Here is a 13,719-nt window from a genome sequence, read left to right as displayed (position 1 = left end):
GAAGGTGATATTACGCTCACACGCGTCTGCGATACGGCGACTACTAACAAGGCCACGAGAGTAACCAACAAGATGATTTTTAGCATAACAGAAGGTGGATAAGCAGCTGCACCGCCATTGTCATTATTGTACCAATCATCAAAGGTGCTTAAATCAAGGTGCTTATCAACGATATGGGAAAGTGCGTACTCAAATGTACCGGGGAGAATTTGCTGTGCAAAGTCAATCGGGATGAATTTACTTTGACAAGATAGGTCTGGTTTGTAATTAGCCATGACGTTTCACTCTGAGCGAATAATAACTATTAGATCACAGCCGATCAGCGCATGCAAGTACATTTTTTATACAATTTTCATTAAATGAAAAACAACGTAAAAACGGTCTTTTTGGAGAAATTCTACAGCCTCAACAGCTTTATAAGTGGCATCATGATGTAATGCACCGCGCCACTTATCTTATTTTAAATAATCATCACAATATCTATTAATCATCATGTAATCAATCAGTTCGCTAACTATTTGTAAAAACTTTGATTTGAGATAGGAATGACACTGCCACCTATCACCTTTTTGAAATCATGCCCTAACCCACTAATTTATATAGCAAATTAACATGTTAACAAATATAACCTGCACGGTGACGTAAAACTAAACGCCACCTATCACCTTTTTGAAATCATGCCCTAACCCACTAATTTATATAGCAAATTAGAATGTTAACAAATATAACCTGCACGGTGACGTAAAACCCAGCGCCACATATCTCATTTTTAAACGCAATGAGATGCCCCCTATCTCATATTTTTTACTTTATAAAAGTAATACCTCTATTATACGCTTCCTTGCGATTCTACAACTAAGATGCGGGCTTCTCCATGCGGGTGTGCAACATGCTCTGTTCCTGTAGATGCGTAAAATATATCACCTGTTTTTAGCACTGATGAACGCTCAATTCCATTTTCTTTAAACAGCATTTCGACAACGCCATCTAAAACAACAAATACTTCTTCACCATCATTTACATGCCATTTATAAGGCTGATTAGTCCAATGTAAACGCGTCGTAATACCATTCATATTTGCGACCTCTTTTGCGCCCCAAGCGCGTTCAGATTTGAACTCTTTACTTCTAATTATTTCCACGACATTTCCAAATTATGAATAGCAGATAAGCGCTTTATAAATGAGATAGCGCAATATACCGCGCTACTTATCTTATTTTAAATAATCATCACAATATCTATTAATCATCACTTTATCAAACGGTTCGCTAACTATTACTTAAAAATTTTACCTGAAATTGTCATGAGACTACCCCCTATTACCATATTGTGTGCAGTGCTATTATTCGCTGCAAATATAACCATTTATGGGTTCACTATTACGTCGAATGAGTAATTGTTTTTTAATAAGATATCTATGTAGTTAACAATATTTAATTATTCTTCAATATTTCATTGAAAAATGTATTAAAGTGCGTTTTTTTGTGAGAGTGTGCCTCCATTTAAGATGCAATTTGCCTTTCACTTTAGCAATTTATTGCTTCGATATTTAATTTTTAACAGGAAATGTCATGAGTAAAACTAAAATAATAACAACCGATGATATTTTGTTGGTTCTTTGTGATTCTGTAAAAGCGGTGCTAACAACGGCAACCGATAAATCTATTAATTATTCCGCAATGGTACAAAAGATTAATAAAACCTGTTTAAAACCTGATTTGGGCTGTTTTGTGCTATTTGACGGTGGCTTTTCTGGGTTGGTTATCATTAATTTTACCGCCAACGCTGCAATTGAAATATACCAAAACTATATGCGACATATGGGGATTCCTGAAAATGAATTAGCACAATCGCATACTTCCGATGAAGTTGGCGATGTAATGGGGGAGTTAATGAATCAAATCGTCGGCGATTTTACCTCTGTTATTGGTCATCAACTGCACACATCGATCACCCAAAATCAACCGAAAATGTTAACCATTAACAAACAGGTACAACTCTCTATCGATACTAATCTTGATCGTCCACAGGCCAGACGAGTGACTTTTACCACAGCTCGAAATAATATTTTCTACCTTGAATTGGCGATGGATAAAACTGAGTTTATCAGACTCTCCACCTTTAAGGAGAAAGAAGCCTATGACGCCGATTCAATTTTAGAAGAAGAGAGAAATAATAAAAAAGAAATCCCCCTATTTAATGAAGAAAAGCCGCAAATCAGTAAAAGTGAACAAGATTTGTTTGATGAGTTAGGTATTTAACTTCTGCACATTGCACGACTGTAATAAATAGCCTAGCTGTTGTAGCGCCTATGTTTACCTTTATTAATATAGGCCAATTATATAGCCGCTAAAATCTCACTGGGTAGAGTGATTTTTAGCGGATCATCGCTCAAGCGTAGTTTCTCTCCTTATTAAATCAACAACATATCAACGTTTATTTTTGAAAATAAAAACCATTAGTTACAATGCTTAACCTCTGGTTATATTAATTTATTCCTCCCCTACATAGCGCCTTCTCTTCAAGTGATAAATACAGTGGTTTAACGGCGTTAATGGTATTCATACCAATATTATGTGCAAAGGTATAATAGCTGCTTTTTATTGAGGTGCTATCATTGGGGAGAGAGATAGTGGCTCCTTTAATGTTCTAGAAAAATTTACTCATCACTTGGAGAAACCATGAACGATATCATTTCACTGCTACAATCACACCGCTCAATTCGCCGCTTTAGTGAAAAAAATGTGCCACAAAAAACAGTCGAAACGCTGGTTCAGGCGGGGCAAGCAGCCGCCACTTCGAGCTTTATCCAAGCCTGTACGGTTATTCAAATCGCGCCCGGTGAGAAACGCAATAAGCTCGCTGAGCTTGCAGGAAACCAACCTTATGTTGCGAATGCGCCCGTTTTTTTGGTATTTTGTGCCGATATGCATCGCCATCAACTCGCCTGTGAAATGCACGGTGAAACGATGCAAAGTGGTTATACGGAACAATTTTTAACGGCTTCCGTTGATACGGCTTTATTTGCACAGAATCTGGTCATTGCAGCTGAGTCATTGGGGTTGGGAAGTTGCTACATTGGTGGAATACGTAATGAAATAGAGCAGGTGACAAATTTATTGGCCTTACCTGAGCTGGTCTATCCCGTATTTGGGTTATGTTTAGGTTATCCTGATCAAAATCACGAAATAAAACCTCGTTTACCGTTATCGATTGTTCTCAAACAAGAAAGCTATGATGCCCCAAACGATGTGGCAGAACTCGCTGTTTATGATCAACAGATACAAAGATATTATCAAACCCGCAGTGCAGGGCAAAAAACAACGAACTGGACAGCGCAAATCGCAACGATGTTACAAAAAGAAGCTCGTCCACACATGTTGCCCTTCCTTAAGCAACAAGGTTTTATCATTAAATAATACCAATTCCACTAAATAACTGATCTATTTTGCTGGTTAAAATAACGAACTTCTGCGTTATAAGTTTTGTAAAGGGAGCAACCATTTACCTCAACTTATGCCTTGAATTTAATCATTTTTCCTACGCCAAATTTAGATCACATAATTAATGGAATTGGTATAATACCATTGCGAGGAAGGATGCAGCACAAAACAAAAAAAGGGCGCATTAAGCGCCCTTTTTTCTTATCATTAAATTTATTAAATGGCAGCTAGTGCGGCATTTAATGTTTTACTTGGGCGCATCGCTGCGGCTACTTTGGCCTGATCAGTGTGGAAATACCCACCCAAATCAATGCGCGAACCCTGTGCATCATTTAACTCTTGTACAATCGCGGCTTCATTATCAATCAATGCTTTTGCAAGTGGAGTAAATTTTTCCTGTAACTGAGCATCATTATTTTGTGTCGCAAGCGCTTCAGCCCAATACATAGCTAGGTAGAAATGGCTACCACGGTTGTCCAGTTCTTTCACTTTGCGTGACGGTGATTTATCCTCTTTGAGGAATTTAGCATTGGCCGCATTAAGCGCATTAGCAAGCACAACCGCTTTGCTGTTTGCTGTTTTTTGTGCAATATCTTCAATAGAAACGGCTAAGGCTAAGAATTCACCTAGCGAGTCCCAACGCAAATGCCCTTCTTCAACAAACTGTTGCACATGCTTAGGTGCACTACCACCGGCACCCGTTTCAAATAGACCACCACCAGCAAGTAACGGGACGATAGACAACATTTTAGCACTTGTGCCTAACTCTAATATTGGGAAAAGATTGGTGAGATAATCACGTAATACATTACCCGTTACAGAGATAGTATTGTCACCTGCTTTAACGCGCTTAAGCGTATATTTAATGGCATCATTAGGCGACATAATTTGAATATCAAGGCCATTGGTATCATGGTCTTGCAGATAGGTTTTAACTTTAGTGATCAAATTCGCGTCATGGGCACGATTTTCATCTAACCAGAAAATAGCTGGTTGTCCCGTTGCACGAGAGCGACTAACAGCAAGACGTACCCAGTCACGAATAGGAATATCCTTCGCTTGGCACATACGCCAAATATCACCGCTAGCGACATTATGCTCCATCAATATATTTCCCGCAGAATCGCTCACTTTAACAACACCCGACTCTTTAATTTGGAAGGTTTTATCGTGTGAACCATACTCTTCTGCTTTTTGTGCCATCAATCCAACGTTAGAAACGTTGCCCATGGTTGCTGGGTCAAAGGCGCCGTGTTCACGACAAAATGCGATGGTTTCTTGGTAGATACCTGCATAACAGCGATCAGGGATCAGCGCTTTAGTATCTTCTAATTTGCCCTGTGCATTCCACATTTGCCCAGAAGCGCGCACCATCGCTGGCATAGAAGCATCAATAATTACATCGCTTGGTACATGTAAATTAGTGATCCCTTTATCGGAGTCAACCATTGCCAAGCCTGGACGTTTACCATAAACAGCGGCAATATCCTGTTCAATTTGCGCTTGTTGTGCTGCTGGGAGCTGTTTTATTTTTGCGTAAACATCGCCAAGTCCGTTGCTCGCATCAACACCGAGTTGTGCAAATAATTGCGCATATTTTTCAAATACTTCTTTAAAGTAGACGGTAACAGCATGACCAAACATAATAGGATCAGATACTTTCATCATGGTCGCTTTAAGGTGCAGTGATAACATGACGTTATTGGCCTTTGCATCCTGCATTTGTGCTTCATAAAAAGCACGCAGTGCTGCACAACTCATCACCGATGAATCGATTACTTCATCCTTTAATACGGGTGTTGACGCTTTTAATACGGTCACCGCACCCGATGCGCTAGTGAATTCAATTTTAACATCGTCATCTTGGTTTAAGATCACCGATTGCTCGCTACCGTAAAAATCCCCCTGCTGCATGTGAGCAACGTGCGACTTTGAATCCTTTGACCATGCGCCCATACGATGAGGGTTATCTTTGGCATACTGTTTAACGGCATCGGCAACTCGACGATCTGAGTTACCCTCACGTAGAACCGGATTTACCGCACTCCCTAACACCTTGGCATAACGCCCTTTAATATCAATTTCAGCATCCGTTTGTGGATTTTCAGGATAGTCAGGTAACGCATAACCGTGCGCTTGTAACTCTTTAATCGCCGCTTGTAGTTGTGGAATAGAGGCACTTACATTAGGCAATTTAATAATATTTGCCTCTGGCGTTTTCGCTAGATCACCTAACTCAGCTAAGTTGTCTGGTAGTTGTTGTTCTGCGGAAAGGTAATCAGAAAAATGAGAAATAATACGTGCTGCAACGGAAATATCACGTGTTTCCACCACGATTCCAGCTGCTTTAGTGAAAGCATTAACAATGGGTAATAAAGAGTGAGTTGCTAGTGCTGGAGCTTCATCCGTTTGTGTATAGATGATTTTTGCAGTTTTATCTGTCATATTATTTCCTTTAACAAGAGTTAAGACTTTTAACTAAACGTTCACGTTCAAATTGTTATGAATATGTTACCATTCAAAAAATGAGCTCATATCATAACTAAAACTCTGCAATAATCCAATTTAACAACTCGCTTAGCGGCATTTATTAACCGCATTTCCACAATATTGTTGTTGAACCACGTGAAAAACCTTTTTTCGATACCATGAAACGGCAACCTAGCGATAAAATTCTGCTACAATTCCGACCGCTTATTTAATTTCGAAGGTATCACGTTGATGGTTACGCATAAAAAAACGGCTTTTACACATAAAAAAGCTCAATCGTCCGGTACAAAAAACCAATAAAAATATGGTAGCGACGAAGGTCAACACGGCACCACGTAAAATAATCTTATTTAATAAACCCTTTGACGTGTTGAGTCAATTTACCGATCAAGGTAGCACCACTAATAGCCGCAAAACCTTAGCCGATTTCATTGATATTAAAGATGTTTATGCTGCGGGAAGACTCGATAGAGACAGTGAAGGTTTATTACTACTGACTAATGATGGCAAACTACAGGCAAAAATAACTCAACCCGATGCTAAAACCAGTAAAACCTATTGGGTACAAGTAGAAGGCGCGCCAGAGGAATCTGACCTACAGAAGTTACGCGATGGCGTAGAGCTCAAAGATGGTTTAACACTGCCAGCTCAAGTTGCGTTGATGGCTGCACCTTTGATTTGGGATAGAATCCCCCCCATACGAGAGCGAGCCAATATTCCCACCACTTGGCTAAGTATTACCATTAATGAAGGACGTAATCGTCAGGTTGACGCATGACGGCTAACATTGGTTTTCCAACGTTACGGTTAATTCGCTACCGTATCGGTCATTGGACGATTGATGGTATTGCTAATGGACAATATAAAGTCGTGTAAAATATAACGTGTAGCACTGATTTCTATATACAAAGTATGAACTAAGCAGCAATTTAATTGTACGGTTTCTGTAGGATGACTATACGTCAATCACCTTAGAGAAACAGAATGAAACAGCCAAATGCTTATCAACCTTTTTTAATTTCAAGCATGAAAAAAGACCATACCATTACATTAAGTGACTTAAAATGGACAACATTTGAAGAAAATGATTTTTTAGGGGATGGTGAAGATTGGGGCTTAGTATTAACTAATATGCTCACGGAAAAGAGCCCTGAGTTACTCAGTAAAATTACCTTTGGTAAAGAAACCTTGAGCTTTTGTATTCACAGTGAAGATAAAGAAGTATTAAGAAAAATAGCAGAAATGGTCGCGTCATTTTACGAAAATAAAGCCGAGTTAACGGCGAATATTAAACGTTATGCTATCTATTAAATGATTAACAAATAAGGAGGCAAAAGCCTCCTTATCTTATCGAACAAATTAAGCGCTAGCTAATTCTAGCGTATCGCGAGCAATTACCCACTCTTCGTTTGTTGCAATAACCATAGCCACCGTACTACCTTCTTCGGTGATAATACCCTCATTACCGAAACGATTTTTAAGGTTAGCCTCTTGATCCACTTTAAAGCCTAATAGACCTAAGCGAGATAATGTAATATCACGAATTGGCGCTGAATTTTCACCAATGCCGCCCGTAAACACAACCGCATCTAGGCGACCATCTAAAGCAGCTGCGTAGCTACCGATATATTTTGCTAAACGGTAACAGTAAAAATCCATTGCGCGTTTCGCTGCTTCATCTGTTTGGTAGTTATCTTCAACATAACGGCAATCACTCGTCACTTCTGTAATGCCTAATAAACCTGATTTATTGGTTAGCATGGTGTTAATCTCAGCCATACTATAACCTAATTGATCATATAAATGGAAAATAATCGCAGGATCAAGGTCTCCACAACGCGTCCCCATTACTAAACCTTCTAATGGCGTCATACCCATTGAGGTATCAACTGAAATACCATTTTTTATCGCACAAACAGAACCGCCATTACCTAGATGACAGTTAATAATGTTTAACTCTTCAACTGGTTTATTTAATATTTCCGCTGCTTGCAAGCTGATATAGTAATGACTTGTACCGTGCATACCATAACGACGAATACCATTCTCTTTATATAGAGAGTACGGTAAGGCATAAAGGAAAGCCTCTTGCGGCATAGTTTGATGGAAAGCCGTATCGAATACAGCCACATTCGGCAAACTAGGGAAAGCATGTTGCGCTGCACGAATACCAACAAGGTGAGCAGGATTATGTAATGGTGCTAACGTAATACACTCTTCAATACCTTTCATCACTTGATCACAAATGAGAGCTGATTTAGTGAATTTTTCACCACCGTGTACTACGCGATGACCGATTGCAAAAAGATTTTCTTTTAACTCAGGTTTTTGCGTTAAAATGTGCTCTACAATGTAAATTAATGCTTCTTCATGAGCAGCACCCGCACCAAGTTCAGCGGTGCCTTTGTTGCCATCAAGTTTCCACTTAATGCTAGCATTATCTAAATGCAGGCATTCAGCCAGACCCGATAATTTTTCATCGCCACTTGCGGCATCGATAATCGCAAATTTTAACGAAGAACTACCACAATTAAGTACAAAGATCAGCTTACTGTGCATTTTGTGTATCCTATATATAACTAAAACAGAAGGTAAAGTTAAGAAAGTGCGGTCACTTTCCAACAAAATATTAATTTTAAAATTGAGTTAAAAACAAATAGCAACCTTAATCGATTACTATGAACAGAGTTAACAACTACGCTTAAAAAGCGCGCAAGAATACATGGATTAGAAGAAGATAACAAAATATAGTTTTAACTATTTAGTAAATTTATTAACAAATTGACTTTTTTTATATTTACATTCCACCACCAAACACATTTTTTCTTTTAATAACAATGGGATATATCACACCACAGGAGGGGCGCTCAAGGCGTAAATTATTGATAACGAATGAAAATAACTCATCAACCGTTATCAATAGTAGATAGCAATGACACAACCAAGGTGTCTGCTTTACTTAAACCTATAACGAAGAATATTAGCTGCAATATCCCCCTGCATTTTTACTCAATATCTGTTAAAATCCAGCGCAAATCAGTAGGAGAATAATTTATGACAGACAATAGCCAAATAAAAGTGATCGTCGGAATGTCCGGCGGTGTTGATTCATCCGTATCTGCGTATTTATTACAGCAACAGGGATACCAAGTTGAAGGGCTATTTATGAAAAACTGGGAAGAGGATGATACCAACGAGTATTGTGCGGCTGCCCAAGACCTTCAAGATGCACAAGCGGTCTGTGATAAATTAGGCATCACTTTACACACCATCAACTTTGCTGCTGAATATTGGGATAACGTCTTTGAACATTTTCTTGCTGAATATAAAGCGGGGCGTACTCCCAACCCTGATATCATGTGTAATAAAGAGATTAAATTTAAAGCATTTTTAGAATTTGCCGCAGAAGACTTAGGGGCCGATTATATTGCAACTGGGCATTATGTACGTCGCCGTGAGGAAAATGGTCATGTACAGCTACTACGTGGTCTAGACAATAATAAAGATCAAAGCTATTTCCTTTACGCCGTGGGCGAAAAACAGATAGCAAAAACGCTTTTTCCCGTTGGTGAATTAGAGAAACCAGAAGTACGCCGAATTGCTGAAGAGCAAGATTTAATCACCGCCAATAAGAAAGATAGCACCGGTATCTGTTTTATTGGTGAGCGTAAATTTACTGAATTTTTACAAGAATATTTACCCGCACAGCCGGGAGATATCGTCACCCCAAGTGGCGAGGTTATCGGCCAACATCAGGGTTTAATGTATCATACCCTTGGGCAACGAAAAGGCCTTGGTATCGGCGGTTTACAAAATTCCAGCGAAGATCCTTGGTATGTAGTCGGTAAAGATATGCAAAAAAATCAACTATTAGTGGCTCAAGGTGCTCACCATCCTGCGCTATTTTCCTATGGGCTAATTGCTAAACAGTGTGACTGGGTAGATCGCACCGTTAAAAAAGAACCATTTACCTGTACGGTGAAAACCCGTTATCGCCAACAGGATATAGCTTGTACCGTTACGCCTATTGATGACGATACACTCGAAGTTATTTTTGATGAACAACAAGCAGCTGTCACCCCGGGTCAATCGGCCGTATTTTATCAAGGTGATGTGTGCCTAGGTGGCGCAATTATTGAACAACATTTACAAAATAGAGAAGTCAAATAATGCCATTTCATAATTTAGAATCTCGCAGTCTCGCCTTTGCAGCGATGTGCCAAGCGGCTTATTTAGTGGATAAAATTGCCACAAAAGGTGTATGCCCTGACGCCGTTGCATTTAATGCATCATTACACTCCATCATGCGTACCGAGGGGGAATCACCATTAGATATTTTTGGTGGTTATTCATCATTAGAAGTCGGCTTTAAATGCATGCTGGAACAGCTAGATAATGCCAGTAACAGCCGCAATATGCAGGTTACTAAATACCTTGTGGGCATGATTGCACTGGAAAAAAAATTAATAACGAACAGCAATACTCTTAATTTACTCAGTGAACGTATTAACCAAGTTAAGCGTCAACTTAACCACTTTGAAATTGATGACAGTAGCGTATTAAGCAATTTGGACTCTATTTATCGTGACTTAATCAGTAACCTTGGCCCGAAAATTCAAGTTAATGGCAACCCAAGTTGCTTGCAACAACAAGTAACACAGCATAAAATTCGGGCTCTTTTGCTCGCAGGGGTGCGCGCGACGGTATTATGGCGACAAATTGGTGGGAAACGCAGACACCTGATACTCTCTCGTAAAGCCATGATTCATCAAACCAAACAAAATTTACACCGTGTTTAATGCATATTCAATAAGATTAAACACCCATAGTTTTAAAACAACCTACTCTAAAATTTAGGAGCAACAAATGGAACTTTCAGGACTAACTGCCGTATCACCAGTGGATGGCCGTTACGGTAGCAAAACTGCAATTTTACGCGATATTTTCAGTGAATTTGGTTTAATTAAATTCCGCGTACAAGTTGAAGTGCGTTGGTTACAAAAACTAGCACAAACAGATGGTATCGCAGAAGTTCCGGCTTTCTCAGATGCTGCAAACGCACACCTTGATGCAATTGTTGAAAGTTTCTGTGAAGCCGATGCTCAACGCGTTAAAGATATTGAAGCAACAACTAATCACGATGTTAAGGCTGTTGAGTATTTTTTAAAAGAAAAAGTAAGCGGTGTTGCTGAATTAGAAGCCGTTTCTGAATTCATCCATTTTGCATGTACTTCTGAAGACATTAATAACCTATCTCATGCATTAATGCTAGGTACGGCTAAAAAAGAGGTTATTCTTCCTTACTGTCAACGCATCGTTAATGCGATTAAAGAGAAGGCTATTGAATATAAAGCGATGCCAATGATGTCTCGTACACATGGTCAACCCGCTTCACCGACCACTCTAGGTAAAGAGATGGCTAACGTGGTCGCTCGTCTACAACGTCAAGTTAAGCAAATCGAAGCAACGGAAGTGCTCGGTAAAGCCAATGGCGCTGTGGGTAATTATAATGCACATCTTAGCGCTTATCCTGAACTTGACTGGCAAGCTTTCTCTGAGCAATTTGTGACAAGCTTAGGCGTAACATTCAACCCTTACACAACACAAATTGAACCGCATGATTACATTGCTGAGTTGTTTGATGCGATTGCCCGTTTTAATACTATTTTATTAGACTTTGACCGTGATATCTGGGGATACATCTGTCTTGGCCACTTTAAGCAAAAAACCATTGCAGGTGAAATTGGCTCATCAACGATGCCACATAAAGTAAACCCCATTGATTTTGAAAACTCTGAAGGTAACTTAGGTTTAGCGAATGCCATTTTTGATCACCTCGCAGCAAAATTGCCTGTTTCTCGTTGGCAACGTGATTTAACTGACTCAACGGTTTTACGTAATTTAGGGGTTGCTATCGGTTATTCTGTTATCGCTTATGAAGCAAGCCTAAAAGGGATCAGCAAACTTGAAGCCAATGAAGCCAATATGCTTAAAGATTTGGATGCCAATTGGGAAGTACTCGCTGAGCCTATTCAGACGGTAATGCGTCGTTACGGTATTGAAAAACCCTACGAAAAACTAAAAGAGCTAACACGCGGAAAACGTGTTGATGGCCCTGGTATGGCAGCATTCATTGATACACTTGAATTAAGTGATGCGGTGAAAGCGGAGCTTAAGGCGATGACACCAGCTAATTACATTGGTCAAGCGACTGAACTCGTAGAAAAATTAGTCGGTTAAACCGAGCAAACCAGTGCAACTGAAGGCAGCCTATTGGCTGCCTTTTTATTTTCCCTTATCCCTTCTATTATATTTTGATTAATGTCGGTAATCCCTTTTCACGGCTAACGGGTATATAATCAAAACAAGCACCCCCAATTTAATCACTGTAAGAGGCCTTCATGTTTGAACTTAATTTAGATATTAACCATTTTCTCGACACCTACTGGCAAAAAAAACCAACAGTTATTAAACAAGGATTTAGCGATTTTATTGATCCCATCATGCCCGATGAAATTGCCGGCTTAGCGATGGAAGAAGAGATTGAAAGTCGCCTTGTTTTTAAAGAAGGTGAGCAGTGGCAAGCCGAATGTGGCCCCTTTACTACCTTCGAGAAATTAGAACATGAGGGCGCGAGTTTATTAATTCAAGCCGTTGACCACTGGCATGGCGAGTCTCAAGGGTTAGATTCGCTGCTTTCGCTTTCTGCCAAATTGGCGTATTGATGACCTGATGATCAGTTATTCTACACCACAGGGTGGTGTCGGCCCACATATCGACAATTATGATGTATTTATTATTCAAGGGTTAGGTAAACGCCATTGGCGCGTTGGCGAAAAGAGTGAATTGCATGAATTTGCGGCACATGGCGCACTCAAACATTGTGAGAGCTTTGCAGCGATCATAGATGTTGAGCTTGAGCCAGGCGACATCCTCTATATTCCCTGTGGCTACCCCCACGAAGGTTACGCGATTGAACCATCATTAAACTACAGCGTTGGGTTTCGCGCGCCAGATCAAAATGATCTATTAAGTAGCTTTACCGATTACAATATAGATAATAATGCAACACCAGAACGTTACACGGATCGGGTCATGCAGCTACGCGAAAGACCAGGGCAAATTGAAACCCAAGAACTGCGAGAGTTACATCGCGTTATGCTCGCCAACTGCCAAACTCCCGAAGCGCTAATACCTTGGTTTGGCAAAATGATTAGTGAAGCCAAACATGAACTTGACATTGCCCCCGTTGAACCAGCACTGGAAAATGAAGAGATATTACAACTCCTTGAAGATGGCGCACAATTTATCCGTTTAGGCGGATTACGTGCGGTTTATTTTCAACAAGCAGCAACCTCTTTATTTATTAATGGATTGCACTTTGACTGTACGGGCTTTAAAGAGCTAGGCCATCATCTTTGTGATCAAGATGAGATTGGTAGTGAAGTTATCGATCTGTTACATGAAAATCATGGTGCCCTAACGCTATTTACTGAGCTTGTAAATAACGGCTACTGGTACGCAGAGTAATCACAATAGCTATCCCTATTGCATCTTTTTGCAAGCAAAGAGAAAACGGAGAGGTAAAAATGAAAAAATTAAGCTTATTAATATTGATATTGTTTTGCTCTACACCTGTTTTCAGTGAGCAATTCACCTTGCTTCGTATCGATATGGAAACCTATAAAGAACAGGGTAAAGTTATCTGTATTTATGAAGGCCAATATACGACGATACGTGACAAGTCGACGGGCTGTTTAAAATATATACAAAAAATATAGTAGCG

Annotated in this window: 10 protein-coding genes and 3 pseudogenes; 9 read left to right on the top strand and 4 right to left on the bottom strand. The window is 39.7% G+C overall.

Annotated elements, in window-relative coordinates; all coding sequences use genetic code 11:
* Nucleotides 1-3 precede the first annotated feature (3 nt).
* Both AB1A03_RS13835 and AB1A03_RS13830 read right to left on the bottom strand, forming a co-directional pair.
* Nucleotides 4-275 (bottom strand): annotated as a pseudogene (locus AB1A03_RS13835) (transposase); the annotation flags it as partial.
* A gap of 554 nt (nt 276-829) precedes the next feature.
* Complete coding sequence (locus AB1A03_RS13830) at nt 830-1,141, bottom strand: cupin domain-containing protein (RefSeq protein ID WP_354625205.1); 312 nt, start codon at nt 1,139-1,141, stop codon at nt 830-832.
* 430 nt (nt 1,142-1,571) lie between these two features.
* On the opposite strand from AB1A03_RS13830, the gene AB1A03_RS13825 reads away from it, so the two are divergent.
* The gene (locus AB1A03_RS13825) at nt 1,572-2,261 is read left to right on the top strand and encodes a DUF3334 family protein (protein WP_354625204.1); all 690 of its coding nucleotides are present in this window, start codon (nt 1,572-1,574) and stop codon (nt 2,259-2,261) included.
* Between the two features lie 420 nt (nt 2,262-2,681).
* Nucleotides 2,682-3,419, top strand: a complete 738-nt coding sequence (nfsA, locus tag AB1A03_RS13820; RefSeq protein ID WP_354625203.1) for an oxygen-insensitive NADPH nitroreductase — start codon at nt 2,682-2,684, stop codon at nt 3,417-3,419.
* Nucleotides 3,420-3,659: 240 nt separating this feature from the next.
* Here nfsA and AB1A03_RS13815 read toward each other — a convergent pair whose 3' ends face one another.
* Nucleotides 3,660-5,888 carry an NADP-dependent isocitrate dehydrogenase gene (locus tag AB1A03_RS13815; protein WP_354625202.1) on the bottom strand — a complete coding sequence of 743 codons (2,229 nt, stop codon included), beginning with the start codon at nt 5,886-5,888 and terminating at the stop codon, nt 3,660-3,662.
* A 349-nt stretch (nt 5,889-6,237) separates the two neighbouring features.
* On the opposite strand from AB1A03_RS13815, the pseudogene AB1A03_RS13810 reads away from it, so the two are divergent.
* Together AB1A03_RS13810 and AB1A03_RS13805 are read left to right on the top strand one after the other, a co-directional pair.
* Nucleotides 6,238-6,809 (top strand): annotated as a pseudogene (locus tag AB1A03_RS13810) (pseudouridine synthase).
* Between the two features lie 108 nt (nt 6,810-6,917).
* Nucleotides 6,918-7,244: an Imm51 family immunity protein gene (locus AB1A03_RS13805; protein WP_354625201.1), complete on the top strand. Its 327-nt coding sequence runs from the start codon at nt 6,918-6,920 to the stop codon at nt 7,242-7,244.
* Between the two features lie 48 nt (nt 7,245-7,292).
* On the opposite strand, the gene AB1A03_RS13800 is transcribed toward AB1A03_RS13805, so the two are convergent.
* Nucleotides 7,293-8,492 carry an acetate kinase gene (locus AB1A03_RS13800; protein ID WP_354625200.1) on the bottom strand — a complete coding sequence of 400 codons (1,200 nt, stop codon included), beginning with the start codon at nt 8,490-8,492 and terminating at the stop codon, nt 7,293-7,295.
* Between the two features lie 495 nt (nt 8,493-8,987).
* Between AB1A03_RS13800 and mnmA the strand changes: the two genes are divergently transcribed.
* The 5 genes and pseudogenes from mnmA to AB1A03_RS13770 all read left to right on the top strand — a co-directional run bounded on the left by mnmA (nt 8,988) and on the right by AB1A03_RS13770 (nt 13,714).
* Nucleotides 8,988-10,103, top strand: coding sequence for a tRNA 2-thiouridine(34) synthase MnmA (mnmA, locus tag AB1A03_RS13795; protein WP_354625199.1), 1,116 nt, complete (start codon nt 8,988-8,990; stop codon nt 10,101-10,103).
* Nucleotides 10,103-10,732 carry a high frequency lysogenization protein HflD gene (hflD, locus tag AB1A03_RS13790; RefSeq protein WP_354625198.1) on the top strand — a complete coding sequence of 210 codons (630 nt, stop codon included), beginning with the start codon at nt 10,103-10,105 and terminating at the stop codon, nt 10,730-10,732. The genes mnmA and hflD overlap by 1 nt, the downstream gene beginning before the upstream one ends.
* A 67-nt stretch (nt 10,733-10,799) precedes the next feature.
* Nucleotides 10,800-12,173: an adenylosuccinate lyase gene (purB, locus tag AB1A03_RS13785; RefSeq protein WP_354625197.1), complete on the top strand. Its 1,374-nt coding sequence runs from the start codon at nt 10,800-10,802 to the stop codon at nt 12,171-12,173.
* Between the two features lie 161 nt (nt 12,174-12,334).
* Nucleotides 12,335-13,463 (top strand): annotated as a pseudogene (locus AB1A03_RS13775) (ribosomal protein uL16 3-hydroxylase).
* Nucleotides 13,464-13,522: 59 nt separating this feature from the next.
* Nucleotides 13,523-13,714, top strand: a complete 192-nt coding sequence (locus tag AB1A03_RS13770) for a hypothetical protein (protein ID WP_354625194.1) — start codon at nt 13,523-13,525, stop codon at nt 13,712-13,714.
* The last annotated feature ends 5 nt before the right edge of the window (nt 13,715-13,719 follow it).

Origin of the sequence: Psychromonas sp. MME2, assembly GCF_040566515.1 — a bacterium.
Lineage (GTDB): Bacteria > Pseudomonadota > Gammaproteobacteria > Enterobacterales > Psychromonadaceae > Psychromonas.
The sequence above is the reverse complement of the archived record's forward strand: the minus strand, read 5'-3'. Positions and strand labels throughout refer to the sequence as shown.

Bases quoted from the DNA above. Each gene is read 5' to 3' on its own strand.
- AB1A03_RS13825 (WP_354625204.1), top strand. From the start codon at position 1,572: ATGAGTAAAACTAAAATAATAACAACCGATGATATTTTGTTGGTTCTT.
- nfsA (WP_354625203.1), top strand. From the start codon at position 2,682: ATGAACGATATCATTTCACTGCTACAATCACACCGCTCAATTCGCCGC.
- AB1A03_RS13815 (WP_354625202.1), bottom strand. From the start codon at position 5,888: ATGACAGATAAAACTGCAAAAATCATCTATACACAAACGGATGAAGCT.
- AB1A03_RS13805 (WP_354625201.1), top strand. From the start codon at position 6,918: ATGAAACAGCCAAATGCTTATCAACCTTTTTTAATTTCAAGCATGAAA.
- AB1A03_RS13800 (WP_354625200.1), bottom strand. From the start codon at position 8,492: ATGCACAGTAAGCTGATCTTTGTACTTAATTGTGGTAGTTCTTCGTTA.
- mnmA (WP_354625199.1), top strand. From the start codon at position 8,988: ATGACAGACAATAGCCAAATAAAAGTGATCGTCGGAATGTCCGGCGGT.
- hflD (WP_354625198.1), top strand. From the start codon at position 10,103: ATGCCATTTCATAATTTAGAATCTCGCAGTCTCGCCTTTGCAGCGATG.
- purB (WP_354625197.1), top strand. From the start codon at position 10,800: ATGGAACTTTCAGGACTAACTGCCGTATCACCAGTGGATGGCCGTTAC.
- AB1A03_RS13770 (WP_354625194.1), top strand. From the start codon at position 13,523: ATGAAAAAATTAAGCTTATTAATATTGATATTGTTTTGCTCTACACCT.